General features: G+C 37.3%; 16 protein-coding genes and 1 riboswitch. Of the genes, 10 read left to right on the top strand and 6 right to left on the bottom strand.

Annotated elements, in window-relative coordinates; genetic code table 11:
- Nucleotides 1-20: 20 nt before the first annotated feature.
- The 6 genes from ACYQ2D_RS04660 to ACYQ2D_RS04635 all read right to left on the bottom strand — a co-directional run bounded on the left by ACYQ2D_RS04660 (nucleotide 21) and on the right by ACYQ2D_RS04635 (nucleotide 3,954).
- Nucleotides 21-503, bottom strand: a complete 483-nt coding sequence (locus tag ACYQ2D_RS04660; protein WP_187558150.1) for a hypothetical protein — start codon at nucleotides 501-503, stop codon at nucleotides 21-23.
- Entirely contained in the window at nucleotides 503-961 is a 459-nt protein-coding gene (locus ACYQ2D_RS04655) for a hypothetical protein (protein ID WP_187558149.1), read from the bottom strand. The genes ACYQ2D_RS04660 and ACYQ2D_RS04655 overlap by 1 nt, the downstream gene beginning before the upstream one ends.
- Nucleotides 958-1,485 (bottom strand): DUF4860 domain-containing protein, encoded by a 528-nt coding sequence (locus ACYQ2D_RS04650; RefSeq protein WP_187558148.1) that lies wholly within the window; start codon nucleotides 1,483-1,485, stop codon nucleotides 958-960. The genes ACYQ2D_RS04655 and ACYQ2D_RS04650 overlap by 4 nt, the downstream gene beginning before the upstream one ends.
- Nucleotides 1,473-1,829, bottom strand: a complete 357-nt coding sequence (locus ACYQ2D_RS04645; protein ID WP_187558147.1) for a hypothetical protein — start codon at nucleotides 1,827-1,829, stop codon at nucleotides 1,473-1,475. Before ACYQ2D_RS04645 ends, ACYQ2D_RS04650 begins: the two co-directional genes overlap by 13 nt.
- A gap of 76 nt (nucleotides 1,830-1,905) precedes the next feature.
- On the bottom strand, nucleotides 1,906-2,940 hold the full coding sequence (locus ACYQ2D_RS04640; protein WP_187558146.1) for a type II secretion system F family protein: 1,035 nt from the start codon (nucleotides 2,938-2,940) through the stop codon (nucleotides 1,906-1,908).
- 54 nt (nucleotides 2,941-2,994) lie between these two features.
- The gene (locus ACYQ2D_RS04635; protein WP_187558145.1) at nucleotides 2,995-3,954 is read right to left on the bottom strand and encodes a transglutaminase-like domain-containing protein; all 960 of its coding nucleotides are present in this window, start codon (nucleotides 3,952-3,954) and stop codon (nucleotides 2,995-2,997) included.
- Between the two features lie 221 nt (nucleotides 3,955-4,175).
- Between ACYQ2D_RS04635 and ACYQ2D_RS04630 the strand changes: the two genes are divergently transcribed.
- The 10 genes from ACYQ2D_RS04630 (at nucleotide 4,176) to ACYQ2D_RS04585 (ending at nucleotide 16,643) form a co-directional block, all read left to right on the top strand.
- Nucleotides 4,176-4,889 (top strand): helix-hairpin-helix domain-containing protein, encoded by a 714-nt coding sequence (locus tag ACYQ2D_RS04630; RefSeq protein WP_118701453.1) that lies wholly within the window; start codon nucleotides 4,176-4,178, stop codon nucleotides 4,887-4,889.
- Nucleotides 4,890-4,911: 22 nt separating this feature from the next.
- Nucleotides 4,912-5,607: a response regulator transcription factor gene (locus tag ACYQ2D_RS04625; protein ID WP_022304476.1), complete on the top strand. Its 696-nt coding sequence runs from the start codon at nucleotides 4,912-4,914 to the stop codon at nucleotides 5,605-5,607.
- 21 nt (nucleotides 5,608-5,628) lie between these two features.
- Nucleotides 5,629-7,056, top strand: coding sequence for a sensor histidine kinase (locus ACYQ2D_RS04620; RefSeq protein WP_022304475.1), 1,428 nt, complete (start codon nucleotides 5,629-5,631; stop codon nucleotides 7,054-7,056).
- A gap of 12 nt (nucleotides 7,057-7,068) precedes the next feature.
- Nucleotides 7,069-8,001, top strand: coding sequence for a GerMN domain-containing protein (locus tag ACYQ2D_RS04615; RefSeq protein ID WP_459784763.1), 933 nt, complete (start codon nucleotides 7,069-7,071; stop codon nucleotides 7,999-8,001).
- A complete protein-coding gene (locus ACYQ2D_RS04610; protein ID WP_459784762.1) occupies nucleotides 7,994-10,162 on the top strand; it encodes a DNA internalization-related competence protein ComEC/Rec2 in 2,169 nt (722 codons plus the stop codon). Before ACYQ2D_RS04615 ends, ACYQ2D_RS04610 begins: the two co-directional genes overlap by 8 nt.
- A 58-nt stretch (nucleotides 10,163-10,220) precedes the next feature.
- Complete coding sequence (gene holA / locus ACYQ2D_RS04605; protein WP_444139664.1) at nucleotides 10,221-11,198, top strand: DNA polymerase III subunit delta; 978 nt, start codon at nucleotides 10,221-10,223, stop codon at nucleotides 11,196-11,198.
- Between the two features lie 60 nt (nucleotides 11,199-11,258).
- Nucleotides 11,259-11,429: riboswitch (Lysine riboswitch) on the top strand.
- Nucleotides 11,430-11,502: 73 nt separating this feature from the next.
- The gene (gene dapA, locus ACYQ2D_RS04600) at nucleotides 11,503-12,387 is read left to right on the top strand and encodes a 4-hydroxy-tetrahydrodipicolinate synthase (RefSeq protein ID WP_022304471.1); all 885 of its coding nucleotides are present in this window, start codon (nucleotides 11,503-11,505) and stop codon (nucleotides 12,385-12,387) included.
- Nucleotides 12,388-12,601: 214 nt separating this feature from the next.
- Nucleotides 12,602-14,005, top strand: coding sequence for an undecaprenyl-phosphate glucose phosphotransferase (locus tag ACYQ2D_RS04595; protein WP_117457491.1), 1,404 nt, complete (start codon nucleotides 12,602-12,604; stop codon nucleotides 14,003-14,005).
- A gap of 20 nt (nucleotides 14,006-14,025) precedes the next feature.
- Complete coding sequence (locus tag ACYQ2D_RS04590) at nucleotides 14,026-15,522, top strand: LCP family protein (RefSeq protein ID WP_117457492.1); 1,497 nt, start codon at nucleotides 14,026-14,028, stop codon at nucleotides 15,520-15,522.
- Nucleotides 15,523-15,701: 179 nt separating this feature from the next.
- Nucleotides 15,702-16,643 carry a glycosyltransferase family 2 protein gene (locus ACYQ2D_RS04585; protein WP_459784759.1) on the top strand — a complete coding sequence of 314 codons (942 nt, stop codon included), beginning with the start codon at nucleotides 15,702-15,704 and terminating at the stop codon, nucleotides 16,641-16,643.
- Nucleotides 16,644-16,730: the final 87 nt, after the last annotated feature.

Genomic DNA, 16,730 nt, shown 5'->3' with positions numbered 1-16,730 from the left:
GTTTATATTCCTTTCTTGGATTAGTTATCTCCGGTGTAGACAGGCAGGGTATCATCGGCTTCCCATGTCTGTGCGTTGATCAGTTTCCAGGTCTCTATCTGATAGAAAGAGTCCCCTTTTTTGATTTCAGAATTTAAAAGAAGCACCACCTGCAGAATTTGATGTTCATTTACTTTGATTTCATAAGCAATCTGGTCTTTGGATGGAAAGGAGATTCCATCAAGGCTGGTTAAATTCTGCTGTACCTGTTTAAGATAGTCGGAAGAATCGGAGGATTGATAGGTGGATTTAAGAATAGAATCAATTTTATCCATTAATTCGTTCGCTGAATTTTCAGCTTCATAGACTTCATGAGTATGAGCGCTGTTTTTTTTCACCAGCTTATAGTCTGCATTTGCACTGACAAGGGAAAGCACTGCGAAAGTCAGCAGACATAAAATAACGAAGATCAATAAGATAGAAGAAATTCCAATTCCAATAGGAAGCTGATGTTTGTCTTTCATTAAGAGTTCTCCTTTTTTTCATCTGCGGTGCGGGGAATGGCAGTTTTTAAATCAAGTGTATCGATAGAAGCTCCGTCTGCATCTTTTAATACAATAGAATAATGGTTCAAATGACCGTTTGTCTCTTTTATAATAGTCAGATAGTAAGTGGCATTATTAGAAGAAACAGCAGTTCCATTTTCATCATAAGCAATCTGCCATCCGTCTTTGGTTTCTTTCGCTTTCGGAAATAATTCTTCAAAAGGAGTATTTGTATTAGAAGTATCCATATAGGAGAGTGCTTCTGCGACAGAAGAGACAAGAGTAGAACCAAGAGACTCTTCTTTTGCTTCTTTGCTGGTTAAGTGTGCTTTTACAAATACCTGAACGCAGAGCATACTGGTAAGAGAAAAAAAGAAAATAACAAAAATCAGCTCGAGTAAAAAAAGGCTGGACTGTGAAGCGTTTCTTTTATTCATGATGCTCCTCCTTTTGTGTCGGTCGAATGACTGCGGATATGAATAAGAAGAGAGGCGGAAGTATTTTCTTCGTCCGTTACGGTAAAGCGCAGTAAATTTTCGCCCGCTTGTTCAATGGAAAAATTTTGTATGGCTAAAATCTTTTCTCCTTGTGATTTTTTTACAGGTTGTGAGGCTTGTACAAACAGCTCTTTTAAGGCATTTTCATCTTCATAAATATAAGTAATGTAAGAAACGCCGCCAATGGATTCAGAAAGTTCAAGGGCAGGAGCATCTTCAAGAGTTCCAAGGGAGATTGAAGATGTCGAATCATGTTGGCGGACTTTTTCAGCAACATAGGTAAGAGCCGTACGAGTCGTATAGTTTGTTTTCATATCAAGTGCTGTCTGTTTATAAACATGTGCTCCGATTAAGAGAACGGTCAAAGAAGAGATGGTAAACAGACATAGAAGCCCAAGGGAGAAAAGCAGGTCTGTAATATGCACTTGTTCATGGAAGCGCCTTTTTTTACTTATTTTACGCATGGCAGTTCCCCCTTGTTTGTCAGAATAATGACATCAATATCCGGCATCAGGTTAGAAGCATGAACCTCATAGCTTATAAGATATTTTGAATGATCATAAGTGATTCCATAATGGTTCTCCAGATAAGAAAGACTTTCCGGATAAGCTCCTTCCACGGCATAACAGTAAATGGTACTGCGGATAACAGCCTGTTTTAAGTTCTCTATTTCTTCTTGTTTTGTAGTAGCTGAGATAGAAGAGACAGGAAGAAGAAACAGAAAAAAAACGGCAAAAAAGACAACAACTGGAACAAGAATCGAAAGGACACTTTTTGAAATTGGTTTTTGCTGTGTAAAACGATTCATAATAAAAACTCCTTTTGGATAATAGGTGCTTTCAGCCACAAAAGCAAGGATAATAAAAATTCCGAGCGTACATGAATCAGCCCATTCCGGACATAATTCCCATAAGAGGAAGCATAACAGATAAAAGAATCAATCCTACAATAATCGAAAGGACGGCAACGAGAGTTGGTTCTAATTTGCTGATTAATTGAAAGATGCGTTCATTTATATCTTCCGAATATTGGAGGGAAATCTGTTTCATGACCATGTCTACTGCACCTGTTTTACAACCGATAGAAATCATGCGGGTTGAAAGCGAATCGAAAATCTGACTTTCGGAAACTGCTTCGGAAAAACCTTGTCCCTCTTCAAGCAGGGCACGTGTTTTGGCTATTTTTTCTTCTAATACCGGATGGTCGGCAAGACGGGCAGCCATTTCAAGACTTTCATCGGTATCCAGACCGCTTTCAAGTGCCAGATACATTCCACTTGCAAATCGGGAAACAGCAATTTTTTCAGAGAATTTTTGAGTAAACGGCAGTTTGGAGCTAAATCTGAAAAATTGGTTCCGGCCTTTTTCTGTAAATGTAAAATACAGGAAACATCCCGCAAGTACGCCTGCAAGAAGGACAAGAACAAAGGCATAACGGTTCATCAGGATTCCCAGGTTTAAAATATTTTTGGAAACACCGGTTAAGCCTGTTCCAAGCTGTTCATAAACCTGGTTGAAGACAGGCATAACTTTGACAATCAAAACAAGAATAACTGCAAGCATCATGGTAATCATAATAAATGGATAAGTAATGGCATTTTTGATACTGCGGGAGATGGTTTCCTGCTGTTCATAATGTTCAGAGAGTGCAGACATAACTTCATCGAGTCGTCCGCTCTCTTCTCCGATTTGTATCATATTGCACATATATTCCGGAAACACTTTGGTATCTCGAATTGACTGATGAAAAATACCGGTTTCTTCCATATTGGAAATCAGTGATTCTAATAATTCTTTTCCCTGTTCGGGGCTGTCCTCTGCCATCAGGGAAAGTCCTTCGGTAGAAGAAATGCCGGAATGAAGAATCATTGACATCTGCCCACAGAACATAGAAAGTTCATTGTTGGATAAAGGCTTCATAATTAATATGGCTCCTTTCGTAAAGTAAAATAGGATAAGGATAGCAGAGTAAGATTAACGAGTATATCGTGTCACATAATTGTCTCCATCGCCAATATAGTTTAAAATTTTTTTACTGTTAGCATTTGCAGAGGCAAAGGTTGGATCCATTCGTTCCCAGTGTTTGCCGTCAAATTGGATGATATCGTCAATCCATCCTGTTTCCTCAAGATAGACACTAATCCAGGCATGATAAACTTTGCCTGCATAGCCAATTTGAAGCTTTGTTGGGATTCCCTGAGAGCGAAGCATTGAGGTCATTAATGCGGCGTAATCAAAACAAATTCCTTTTTGGGTTTCCAGAGTTTTATCGACATCCGGCAGATATCCGTTTTGGACCGTTTCTGCTTTTTTTGTATCATAAGTGATGTTGTTGATCACATAATGATAGATAGAAGAAACCGCATCGAGATCTGAAGTGGCATTTTTTACGATATCAGAAGCTTTGGATACAATCTTGCTTTCTTTGGAAAAATTCACATACTGGTTTGGATAAAGATAAGGAACATAATCATTTTCCAGAGTGACTTCAATGTTTTCAGTATAAAGAGAAGCATACTGTGTTCCGGAAATATTTTCATAAGTCTTGACGGTATAGGTGCCGTTACCGCTTGTAATCGGCAGGGTTACATATCCATCTTCCGGTTTTATGAAATATTTATATTCAATTTCATCCGGTCCAATTAACTGGATATTTGCTTTTTCGGATGTTCCCGAATAGTAAGCCATCACATAGCCCTGGTCCAAATGGGATATGTCAATTAACAAAGGCTCTTGTCCGATTACAGAGGTACCGGAGGCTTTTGGAATATGTAAATCCGGTTTATTTGGACGGACAGTTTTTGAGGAAGAAGAATTTTCCTTTGTTGTACCAGAAGAAGATTTGCCGGAAGAGCAAGCAGTCAGAGGAAATAAAACCCATAAGAGATTAAAAAAAAGAAGAAAGAATAAAACCTTATGGTATTTATAAAACATAAGAAAAACTCCTTAATCTGAGGTAAAATCTGAGGTTAAAATCTTGTAATTATCATAGCATTTTTTAAAGATAAGTGCAATGATAAGCAAAAGTAACCAAAAACTGTAAAAAGTTATTAAAAAACTTGAAGGATTAGATATTGTATTCTCTCAAAAAATTCGATAAAATAATGGATATGCATACGGGGACCTTATAGCGGAAGCTGTAAAGGAGTGATGCAATGAAAAAAATAATAAAATTAAAAAATAAATATGGTATGATTGTGTGTGTGTTGTTTTGTGTGATTTATTTTTGTCTTGGATGCGGACAGGAAGATGAGACGGTATTTTTGGAGCAAAAAGAGGAACTTTCAGAAGAGACAGAAAAAACGAACGAGACGGAAGTGGAAAAGGAATCAAAGCCAAAAGAGTCAGAAGAATCTGAAACAGAAGACCGGGAAACCAAAAGTGCCGGTCAGGAACAGATTTGTGTTTTTGTCTGTGGATTTGTAAGAAATCCAGGGGTCTATTATTTGAATATAAATGCCAGACTTTATGAAGCGGTAGAAGCAGCAGGAGGTTTTTTGGAAGAAGCCGATGCCGGATGGCTTAATCAGGCTGAGATTTTGTCAGATGGAGATAAGGTTCGGATTTATTCAAAAGAGGAAACACAAAAAATGCAGGAAGCCGGAATGAAAGAGGAAAGCGGGACAGCAGAGAAAAGTGTGGAAACGAATCAGCAAAATCAGACACAAGATGCAGGAAAGGTAAATATCAATACTGCATCTGCAGAGGAACTTCAGACGATACCCGGAATTGGAGCGGCAAAGGCGGCTGCGATCATTGAATACAGGGAAGTGCAGGGGGAGTTTAAAAGCACAGAAGAGATACAGAATGTACCAGGAATCAAGGGGAAAACCTTTGAAAAAATACAGCCTTATCTAACGGCAGGATGAAAAAAAAGCAAGGAGAGAATCGATGAGTAAAAAAGTATTGGTAGTAGATGATGAAAAACTGATTGTAAAGGGGATCCGTTTCAGTCTGGAACAGGAAGGAATGGAAGTAGATTGTGCTTATGATGGAGAAGAAGCGTTAAATAAAGCAAAAGAAAATCAGTATGATATGATTCTCCTTGATATCATGCTCCCTAAAATGACCGGTCTTGAAGTGTGTCAGCAGATTCGGGAATTTTCTTCTGTTCCGATTATTATGCTGACCGCAAAGGGAGAGGATATGGACAAGATTTTAGGTCTTGAATATGGAGCAGATGACTATATTACCAAACCATTTAATATCCTTGAGGTAAAAGCACGTATCAAAGCAATCATGCGAAGAACGCAGAAAGAAAAAAAACAAGAAGAACGCTCGAATACATTAGAGGCAGGTGACATGCGTTTAGACTGCGAAGGTCGTAGAATTTTTATTGCAGGAAAAGAAATTAATCTGACTGCAAAAGAGTTTGATGTGTTAGAATTGCTTGTAAAAAATCCAAATAAAGTTTACAGTAGAGAAAATCTGTTAAATCTTGTATGGGGATATGAATATCCGGGAGATGTGCGCACAGTGGATGTACATATTCGGAGACTTCGTGAAAAAATTGAAACAACTCCAAGTAATCCTAAATATGTGCATACAAAATGGGGAGTCGGCTATTATTTTCAACTGACAAAATAAATTTTGACGAGGGCATAAGACGTGAAGGAAAAAATAAAATTTACTTTTTTTAAGAGTTTAAGATTCCGGATTATGGTGATTTTAGTGGTAATCGGAATTGTCCCAAGTTTTATTGTAAAAAATGTAGTTGTAAATAGTTACGAGACAAGAGCAGTTTCCATACGGGAAGTCAATCTCAAAAATCAGTGTGATATTCTGGGAAATCAGCTGATGAAAGAAAATTATTTAAGAGAGCCGGATTCCGATGTGATCAATGGAGAACTTTCGATGTTGTCGGCAATCTATAATGGTCGGATTCTTATTATTAATAAGGATGCAAAAATTATTAAAGATACCTATGATATTGATGTCGGAAAATACGCACTTTCAGAAGAAGTCATTCAATGTTTTGAAGGGAAGAGTACGGCAAATTATGATGATAAAAATGCTTATATAGAGATGACAAGTCCAATCACCAAGATGGATTCCAATACAATCGAAGGTGTAATGCTAGTCAGTATCTCTACCAGTGAAATTGAGGACAGTATCGATATGCTGGAAAACAGGGGAAATCTTCTGCTTAGTATTATCTGTATTTTGGTACTGGTTTTTGGATACCTGTTGGCAGGAGTTTTAGTAAAACCGTTCTCAAGAGTTACAAAAGCAATCGAAGATTTGACAGACGGTTATCTGGATGAAGAAATTTCTGTTCCGGATTATACGGAGACCGAGCTGATTACAAATGCATTTAATAAGATGCTTGGCCGGATGAAAACACTTGATGAATCCCGTCAGGAGTTTGTATCCAATGTGTCTCATGAGTTAAAGACACCGATGACTTCTATAAAAGTACTTGCGGATTCTTTAGTGGGACAGGAGAATGTACCGGTAGAGTTGTATCAGGAGTTTATGCAGGATATCACAGTAGAAATCGATCGTGAAAACAAGATTATTACGGATTTATTATCTTTGGTTAAACTGGATAAAAAAGCAGCAGACTTAAATATTGCCGAAGTTGATATTAATGAAATGCTTGAAAATATTTTAAAACGGTTAAATCCAATTGCTTCTGTCAAGCATGTGGAACTTGTGTTAGAAAGTTTCCGTCCGGTTGTGGCAGAAATCGATGAAGTAAAATTAAGTCTGGCATTTTCTAATTTGATTGAAAATGGAATCAAATACAATGTAGAAAATGGATATGTGCATGTCAAACTTGACGCAGACCATAAATATTTCTTTGTAACTGTAACAGATTCGGGAATCGGTATTCCGGAGGAAAGCATTGACAAGATTTTTGAACGTTTTTATCGAGTCGATAAATCACATTCCAGAGAAATCGGCGGAACGGGTCTTGGGCTTGCCATTACAAGAAGTGCAATTGTAATGCATAGAGGTGCAATTAAAGTAAAAAGTGAAGAACATAAAGGAACAACGTTTTCGGTAAGAATTCCGTTGACGTATATCGCGTAAGGAGGCAGAAGCATGAAAAAAATGCGGATGGCAGGACTCTTTTTTCTGATAGTCTGTATGTTGACTGCTTGTGGCACAAAGAAAACGGAAGAAAAAACAGAGTACAAAATGTATTATCTTTCCGCAGCAGAAACTTCTCTTGAAGAGGAAATCTATACACCGACAAAGACAGAAACAAAAGACATTGTAGAGGAAATCTGTGAAAAACTGACCGAGACGAATCCAGATAATGATCATCTTCGTCTGCTTCCCAAAAAAGTGGAAATTCTTGACTGTGAGTATAAGAATGGAACAGTCTGCATCGACTTCAATAAAGAATATAAGAAAATGAAAAACACCAGAGAAATTCTGGTGCGGGCAGGAATTGTGAAAGTTTTCACTCAATTACAGGCGGTTTCCGGGGTTACGTTTGAAGTAGAAGGAGAACCACTTTTAGATTCCAATGGAGAAGAAGTGGGAACTTTGGGGAAGGATTCCTTTATTGAAAATGAGGGAAGAAATATTAATACCTATCTATATACAGAACAGACGTTATACTTTTCCAATAAAGATGGAGATAAACTGGTGAAACAGCAGGTAAGTCGGCATTACAGCAGTAATGTTCCGCTTGAAAAAGCAATTGTGGAATGGCTGATTAAAGGTCCGACAAATTCTGATGCGCAGGCAACGATTTCTCCGTCTACTAAAATTTTGGGTGTTTCAATTGTAGAAGGAGTCTGCTATGTCAATTTGGATAAAACATTTTTAAGTGACCCGATGAATATACAGGAAAAACTTCCAATTTATTCGATTGTCAATTCTTTGATGGATGCCTGTAAAATTCATGGGGTGCAGATATCGGTAGAAGGTGAGACAAAAGTAACATTTCGGGAAAGTATGAATCTGGATAAACTATATAAAGCAGATTATAGTTTAGTAGAAGATGAGGAGACCATTGATGAGTAGGAGACCGTTGTGCATCATAGGATGTCTGGTCATACTGATTTTATGGAGTTTAAATCTGATGGGAGTTTCCACTTTTGGTGGAACTTCTTTGGATTTAACCGATTCTGACCGTTCAGTAATCATACAAGGCATCCTATATAAACAGGAATCAAATTCTTTTTATACAAGTCTATATTTAAAAAAAACAAATCTGATTCAAAATTCAAAAAAACAATCCATTGATAATGTAAAAGCAACAATCAAAACAGAATATTTAAAACAACTTCCTTCAGATGGTGACAGACTTTTAATACAGGGGAGATTAAAGCAGATCCAAGAACCGGGAAATCCGGGGCAGTTTAATGAACGAAGCTATTATTATGCACGAAAAATAAAATGGTATCTGGAGGCAGAACAGGTAACAATTCAAAAAACAGAGGCAGATAAGGGTGTCACATTCAGAAGTCGGTTAAAAGAGTTATTAAAAACAAAAATTAAGCAGATTACCACAAAAAAGACAAGTGGTCTTTTCATGGCGATATTGCTTGGAGAAAAGTCAGAAGTAGAGAGAGAAACGTTATTGCGGATGCAGTTAAGTGCTATGTCACACTGTGTTGTGGTATCAGGAACTCATCTTTCAATTTTAGGCTGGGGTTTGTTTCGTTTGCTTAGAAAATTAAGAATTCCGCTTTGGATGGCAGGAATGATCAGTATTTTTCTGATGATACAGTATGGAATTTTCACAGGAAACGGGGCGTCAGCCGTACGTGCCGTGATTATGTTTTCTATGGCTGTGGGAGCTGTGCTTGTGGGAAGAACGTATGACCTGCTTTCTGCGCTGGCACTTTCTATCTTACTGCTTTTATCAGATAATCCCAAATGGCTGACAGACAGTGGTTTTTTACTTTCATTTGGTGCAGTCATTGGTCTAAGTATTTTTTATCCGAAATTAAAAAGTAAGAAAGAAAACAAACTTGGAAATACATTTTTGGGAAGCATAGCTGTTCTGCTTGTCACCTTGCCCATTCAAATGTATGCGTTTTATGAAATTCCGCTTTTGGGAATTTTGGTAAATCTTTTTGTTCTGCCTACAATTGGAATCGTTTTGATAAGTGGAATGGCAGGTTGTGTAGCTGCATTTTTTTCTCTTTTTCTTGGGAAAATTCTGGCTTTTCCTGCAATTCTTATTTTAAATTTTTATTTAAAAATCGGGAAAGTGATACAAAGTATTCCACAGGCGACGTATATTACAGGAAGCGTTTCTCTTAAAAGAGCAGTAGTTTATTATGGAATACTGGCAGGTTGGTGCTTTTTAAGAAAGAAAAGTAAAAAAGTTCCAAGGGTTGGTCTGATTCTGGCAGTTTTGGTTTTACTGTTTCCGACTCCCCGAAATCAGACAAAGATTACATTTTTAGATGTGGGACAGGGAGACTGTGCAGTGATTCAGCAAAAGAAAGAAGTCTATCTGATAGATGGAGGAAGCAGTGATGTATCAAAAGTGGGAACCTATCGGATTTTGCCATTTTTAAAATATAGTGGAATCCGAACAGTAGATGGAATTTTTTTATCGCATCCAGATAATGACCATATCAATGGAATTGAGGAACTGTTTGAGGCAGTTGCCAAAAAAGAGACCAGTCTAAAGATAGAAACGGTTTATCTTTCAAAAAATAAAGAAAAAGAAGAGAAAATCAATGAAATCGCACAACTTGCAAAGCGTGCAGGCTGTGAGGTGCGTTACATAAAAAAGGGGGCACAGTTAAAACAAAAGGCATTTCAGGTAGAATGTCTTTCTCCTGAGAATGAGACGGGAGAAAGCAATGAAAATTCCCAGGTTCTGCTTTTTAAAACAGATAATTTAAGTGTGCTATTTACCGGAGATATGGAACAAAAGGGAGAAGATGCAGTGACAGAACAGTTAAATGAAAGGCAGGAACAGATTGATATTTTAAAAGTACCACATCATGGCTCAAAAAATTCAGCAAAGGAGGCATTTTTAGAGGCTGCAGGTGCAAAGATTGGAATCATTTCCTGTGGAGAAGGAAACTCTTATGGGCATCCTCACAAAGAATTGTTGGAACGGCTGAAGGAAAAGCAGATAGGGTGGTATGTGACCATAGAAAGAGGAGCGATTACCGTTACAGCGGGAAAAAGAAATAAACTTTCTTTCTATAAAAAATGAAGTGTGATAGAATAGATGAAAAGAGCACACAAGAAAGAAATAGAGGAATAATATTATTATGAAGAGTTTGCAGGAAGACATCAGGCAGAAAGAGTTTAAAAATGTCTATCTTTTTTATGGAGAAGAAGCGTATTTAAAACAGGTATATAAAAAAAGAATGAAAGAGGCATTGCTTCCTGATGGAGATGAAATGAATTTTACTTTTTTTGAGGGAAAAAAGACAGAACCGCAGGAAGTGATTCAGATGGCACAGACTATGCCCTTTTTTGCAGAAAGACGAGTGATTTTTCTTGAGAATACCGGATTTTTTAAAGGTCAGTGTGAAAGTCTTCCTGAGTATCTGTCACAGCTTCCCGAGTATCTGTGTATGATATTTATAGAGGAAGAAGTAGATAAACGAAGCCGGATGTATAAGGCAGTAAAAAAATCCGGAAGGATTGTAGAGTTTGCAAAACAGGATTCAGATATGCTGATTCGCTGGATATTTGGAATTTTAAATAAGGAACAGAAAAAGATTACAAGAAACGATATGGAACTGTTTTTAACAAAAACCGGCACGGATATGGGAAATATTGAAAAAGAGCTGGAAAAACTGCTTTGTTATGTCTTAGAACGGGATGTGATTACAAGAGCCGATATTGAAGCTGTCTGCACCTCACAGGTTTCGAATCATATTTTCGATATGCTTCGTGCGGTGACAGAGAAAAAACAACAGAGGGCACTGGATTTGTATTATGATTTACTTGCCTTAAAAGAACCACCGATGCGTATTTTATATCTGCTGGCAAGACAGTTTAACCAAATGCTTCAGGTAAAAGAACTTGAGAAAGAGGGATATGACCAGAGCGCAATTTCAAAGCGTCTGGGAATCCAGCCGTTTGTCGTAAAAAATTATCAGAAGATTTTAGGACGGTACTCCTTAGGACAGTTAAAATCAGCAGTGGAAAAATGCACCAAAACCGAAGAGCAGGTCAAAACAGGATATTTAAATGATGCCTTAAGCGTGGAACTGCTTTTAGTTGAATTCAGCAGTTAAAATACTCGCCAAGAGGACTTGACAAGGTGCCTGTGCAATGATATCATCTTAATGATACGAGATGTAGATAGAGGTTGCATTTTTCATGAGTAAATGGTTGGATGTTCAGGAGCAGATGAAGGCTTTTGAAAGGGAAAGATGCCGAAAAAATACAAGACCTGAGCTTGTGTTTTTGGGCATGTCATTAAGAGTGGCATGACTGTCATCGCAGGATGGAGTGCTATCTGATAGATATGAAACGGATATCTGGAGACGGCGCATCTTGCCGTCTCTTTTTTAGTTAATCATTCAAGGAGGAAAAGATATGGCAATTTTTAAAGGCGCAGGTGTTGCAATTGTTACACCAATGAAAGACAACTTAGAGGTAAATTATGATAAACTGGATGAGATTTTAGAGGAACAGATTGCAGGAAAAACAGATTCCATCGTAATTTGTGGAACAACAGGAGAATCCGCAACACTCTCCGAAGAAGAACACTTAGAAGCAATTCGTTTTACTATTGAACGTGTCAATCACAGAATTCCTGTTGTTGCAGGTACTGGTTCAAATTGTACTCAGACTGCAATTCAGATGAGTAAAGAAGCAGAAGAAGCAGGAGCAGACGGAGTGCTTTTAGTAACACCTTACTATAATAAAGCAACTCAGAATGGTCTGATTGCACATTATACAGCAATCGCAAACGAAATTAAAATTCCGGCAATTCTTTATAATGTACCAAGCCGTACAGGATGCGCACTTCAGCCAAAAACAATTGCTCATCTGGTAAAAAATGTAGAAAACATTGTAGGTGTCAAAGAAGCATCCGGAGATATCAGCCATGTGGCACAGGTTATGAATTTGTGTGACGGACAGATTGATTTATATTCCGGAAATGATGACCAGGTTGTACCGCTGTTATCTTTAGGAGGACTGGGAGTTATCTCTGTACTTTCTAACGTAGCACCACAGTATGTACATGATATGGTTTACAAATTCTTTGAAGGGGATGTTGCAGGAAGCCGTAAAATGCAATTAGAGGCACTTCCGGTTATCAATGCATTATTCTGCGAAGTAAACCCGATTCCGGTAAAAGCTGCAATGAATCTGCAGGGAAAAGAAGTTGGACCGCTTCGTGCACCGCTGACTGAGATGGAACCGGAGCACCAGGAAGTACTCAAAAAAGCAATGAAAGAGTTAGGAATTTTATAAAATAAACAGAAGAATCCGCTATAAGATACGAAAACAAACGTTCTTATAGCGGATTTTTTGCATTTTTTTAGAGGAAAATGACAGGGGAAACTGTGGATTTTAAGAAATGTTTAGTTGCCTTTTTGTTAATTTTATAGTATTATAATTTAGAAATTTAATGAATTAGCAAAAAATTTAATGAATTAGAAATAAAAGAATAGAAGGTGGTTAGACCTTGATAAAGGAAAATCAGAAGCATTTTAACCGGCTGCATGTGGTGATTGATGCTTTTGTGATTATTATTTCTTATTTTTTGGCATGGCTTTTAAAGTTTCATCTGCCGATTTTAAGAGATGAGGGCGGACGGCTTCCATTTCATATCTATATGAGTGCGCTGTTATTTATTGTACCAGCTTATCTTATGTTGTATTATGCATTTAGTTTGTATACGCCAAAACGAGTACAAGGAAGAAGACTTGAATTTTCAAATATATTTAAGGCAAATACATTAGGATTGTTTCTGTTGATTACAGGGTTGTATCTAATTAAGCAGATTGACTTTTCCCGTCATGTAATTGTTATTTTTTATGCAATTAATGTCGTGTCAGAAGAGTTGACTCGAATGTTGATTCGGGTTGTACTTCGCAAGATGCGCGCAAAAGGTTATAATCAGAAACATATTTTACTGGTGGGATACAGCAGAGCGTGTGAAGAATATATTGACCGGATTCTTGCAAATCCTCAGTGGGGATATACGATTCGTGGAATTTTAGATGATAATGTACAGGCAGGGTATATGTATCGTGGAATTAAAGTGCTTGGACGAATTGATAATCTGATGGTGATTCTCCCGCAGAATCATTTGGATGAGATTGCGATTACACTGGGATTGAGCGAATATTTTCGATTAGAACAGATTGTTGCGTTGTGTGAGAAATCCGGAGTGCATACAAAATTTATACCAGATTACAATCGAATTATACCGACAAAACCTTATACCGAAGATATTTTAGGTCTTCCGGTTATTAATATTCGTTATGTACCTCTTACCAATACATTTAATGCATTTACAAAACGGGTAATGGATATTGTAGGAGCGTGTGTTGCAATTATATTATTTTCACCAGTCATGCTGTTTTCGGTGATTATGATAAAACTAACTTCTCCGGGACCTTTGATTTATAAACAGGAAAGAGTCGGACTTCATAACCATAATTTTCTGATGTATAAATTTCGTTCCATGGAAGTGCAGCCTCCGGAAGAAGAGAAAAAAGCATGGACCGTAAAAAATGACCCGAGGGTTACAAATTTCGGTCGGTTTATGAGAAAGACAAGCATTGATGAGCTCCCTCAGCTTTTTAATGTGTTAAAAGGTGAGATGAGCCTTGTAGGTCCGCGTCCGGAACGTCCATTTTTTGTGGATAAATTTCGGGAAGAAATTCCGCGTTATATGATTAAGCATCAGGTGCGTCCGGGATTGACCGGATGGGCACAGGTCAATGGATATCGTGGAAATACTTCGATTCGCAAAAGAATTGAGTATGATTTATATTATATTGAAAACTGGACGTTAGGTCTGGATATCAAGATTTTGATACTCACATTTTTTAAAGGATTTATCAATAAAAATGCATACTAAATACAATAAGGGGAAATAAGATGGCAAAGAGAAGCAGAAATACTGTAAAACGCAAAAGAAGACGATTGATATTTGGAATTGAACTGGTTGTACTACTGGTTTTAGTCGGTGTGCTTTTTGTATATGCGAATATTACAAATAAACTTGGCAAAATTGATATTTCAGACAGTGCAGGCAGTGCAGATGTCAAAGTCAATGAACAGGTAGTAGGCAGTAAAGTCATGAAAGGCTATACAAATATTGCGTTGTTTGGAGTGGATTCCCGAGAAGAAAATCTGGATAGTTCCAACAGTGATACGACAATTGTAGCAAGTATCAACAATGATACAAAAGAAGTAAAACTGGTTTCTATTTATCGTGATACTTACTTAAATATTGGACAGGATAAAGATAAATATGACAAAGCGAATGCTGCTTACGCAATCGGTGGACCGGTTCAGGCAATGTCTATGTTGAATACAAACATGGATTTAAATATTAAAAATTATGTGGCAGTTGACTTTAATGCGTTGGTGAAAGTTATTGATTTACTTGGCGGATTGGATGTGGATCTGTCTTATGAAGAAATTGAACATATGAACAACTATTGTGTAGAGACTTCTGAAAAAACCGGAGCAAGCTATGAGCCGATTGAAAAACCGGATCCAAAACCGGAAGATGAATCAAAAATTTTAGGAACCTATCATTTAAACGGTGTACAGGCGACTTCGTACTGTCGAATCCGTTATACCAGTGGATGGGATATGAAACGTACCGAACGCCAGAGATATATTATTTCTCTGATGGTGGAAAAAGCAAAAAAAGCAAGTCTTTCTACCTTAAATGATATTATGGATGAAGTATTTCCAATGATTAAGACAAACTTTACCAAAACAGAATTGATTCAGCTTGGAATGGGAATCCTTTCTTATCAGTTAGGAGATACGCAGGGCTTCCCGAAGAGTAATATCATGGGAGAAGATGTAAAAGATGCAATCGGAATTGATTGTGTTGTTCCAACGACCCTTGAAGCAAACGTCAAACAATTACATGCATTTTTATTTGACCAGGAGGATTACAGCCCTTCTGAGACTGTTTTGAAGAGAAGTGACTATATTGCAGCTCATACCGGATTTGGAAATGATTATGTTTCGGATGAATTAAAACAGTATATCTCAGACAGAGAATCTGCATTGGATGATGAGAAAAATTCTGACAGCGAAGAAGAGATAGATACACAGTCCGATGCAAGCAGTGAGACTTCAGCAGATGATATGTCAGCTTACAGTCAGGATTCTTCAAGTTCGGATAATTATAGTAATGGCAATTCAAATCATAATGATTATGATGACAGCGATTATGATTATGAAGATAACAGTGACGACTATAGTGGATATGGCAATAATAATGGCTATTATAATAGTTATAACGAGGATAACAGTGATGGTGATGAGTCCGGCAGTTATAATTCTGAAGAAAGTGATGATAGTGACAACAGCTACAGTGATGATAATACCTATAGTGAAGAGGAAGAATAAAAAAGAATCTGATTTTGCAGATTCTCAAAGGGGATGTCGTTTAACGACATCCCCTTTTCTAGGCTGGAAAATGTGCATAAAATTTTTCTTATATCCAGTGTAAGGATAGAGTCTGCTGAAACTCAATGTTTGATAGATCAGTTGACAATAAAAATAAAAGATAAGAGGAATAAAACAAGATGAGAGATTTATTTGAAAATGGAAAGAAGCCGGAAGTATCTGTGATTATACCGGCATACAGACCAGGAATAAAATTTGAGCGTCTGCTGAAAAAAATTCAGAAGCAGAGTTATCCGGTAAAAGAGATTATTGTAATGAATACAGAAAAAAAATATTGGAACATGGATTGGGAGTTTGTAAATCCAAATTTGAAAGTGTATCATATTAAAAAATCAGAGTTTGACCATGGAAAGACCAGAGCAGAAGCAGTGAAATTAAGTACCGGTGATATTATGGTGCTCTTTACACAAGATGCAGTGCCGGTCGATGAATTTGTAATCGAAAATCTGGTAAAGGCATTTCGAAATACCAAAGTCGGAGCAGCTTATGGACGTCAGCTTCCAAATCCGGAATGTGCCTTGATTGAGCGTTATACCAGAGCATTTAATTATTCGGATAAAAGCAGATTAAAAGGAAAAGCAGATTTGGATGAGTTGGGAATTAAGACATTTTTTTGTTCTAATGTCTGTGCAGCCTATCGAAAAGACTTATATATGGAGATGGGCGGATTTATTACGCATACAATTTTTAATGAAGATATGATTTATGCCGGGAAAATTGTACTAAAAGGCTATCTGGTAGCATATCAGGCGGATGCAAGAGTGTTTCATTCTCACAATTATGGAAATGTGGAACAGTTTAAAAGAAATTTTGATTTGGCAGTCTCACAGGCAGACCATCCTGAAATTTTTGGAACCGTGAAGTCTGAGAAAGAGGGAATTTGTCTGGTAAAAAATACAGCCCGTTATTTGTGTAAAATTCATAAACCATGGCTGGTTGTTGACCTGGTGATAAAGAGTGGATTTAAATTTTTAGGATACCGTACCGGAAAAATCTATAAACGCCTGCCTAAGAAAGTAATTTTAGCGTGTACAATGAATCCATCCTATTGGAGAAAGTAAAATAATTTTTTAAAATCTATGATTTTTATCACATTTTGGACACAATTCCCTGTTAAACTGTGCTCATAAAGAAAAAAGGGAGTAATT

The organism is Blautia stercoris, assembly GCF_054657695.1.
Note: the sequence above shows the minus strand (reverse complement) of the source record. Positions and strands in the feature narration are given on the sequence as shown.

Coding starts and splice junctions, on each gene's coding strand:
- ACYQ2D_RS04660 (WP_187558150.1), bottom strand. CDS start 503: ATGAAAGACAAACATCAGCTTCCTATTGGAATTGGAATTTCTTCTATC.
- ACYQ2D_RS04655 (WP_187558149.1), bottom strand. CDS start 961: ATGAATAAAAGAAACGCTTCACAGTCCAGCCTTTTTTTACTCGAGCTG.
- ACYQ2D_RS04650 (WP_187558148.1), bottom strand. CDS start 1,485: ATGCGTAAAATAAGTAAAAAAAGGCGCTTCCATGAACAAGTGCATATT.
- ACYQ2D_RS04645 (WP_187558147.1), bottom strand. CDS start 1,829: ATGAATCGTTTTACACAGCAAAAACCAATTTCAAAAAGTGTCCTTTCG.
- ACYQ2D_RS04640 (WP_187558146.1), bottom strand. CDS start 2,940: ATGAAGCCTTTATCCAACAATGAACTTTCTATGTTCTGTGGGCAGATG.
- ACYQ2D_RS04635 (WP_187558145.1), bottom strand. CDS start 3,954: ATGTTTTATAAATACCATAAGGTTTTATTCTTTCTTCTTTTTTTTAAT.
- ACYQ2D_RS04630 (WP_118701453.1), top strand. CDS start 4,176: ATGAAAAAAATAATAAAATTAAAAAATAAATATGGTATGATTGTGTGT.
- ACYQ2D_RS04625 (WP_022304476.1), top strand. CDS start 4,912: ATGAGTAAAAAAGTATTGGTAGTAGATGATGAAAAACTGATTGTAAAG.
- ACYQ2D_RS04615 (WP_459784763.1), top strand. CDS start 7,069: ATGAAAAAAATGCGGATGGCAGGACTCTTTTTTCTGATAGTCTGTATG.
- ACYQ2D_RS04610 (WP_459784762.1), top strand. CDS start 7,994: ATGAGTAGGAGACCGTTGTGCATCATAGGATGTCTGGTCATACTGATT.
- holA (WP_444139664.1), top strand. CDS start 10,221: ATGAAGAGTTTGCAGGAAGACATCAGGCAGAAAGAGTTTAAAAATGTC.
- dapA (WP_022304471.1), top strand. CDS start 11,503: ATGGCAATTTTTAAAGGCGCAGGTGTTGCAATTGTTACACCAATGAAA.
- ACYQ2D_RS04590 (WP_117457492.1), top strand. CDS start 14,026: ATGGCAAAGAGAAGCAGAAATACTGTAAAACGCAAAAGAAGACGATTG.
- ACYQ2D_RS04585 (WP_459784759.1), top strand. CDS start 15,702: ATGAGAGATTTATTTGAAAATGGAAAGAAGCCGGAAGTATCTGTGATT.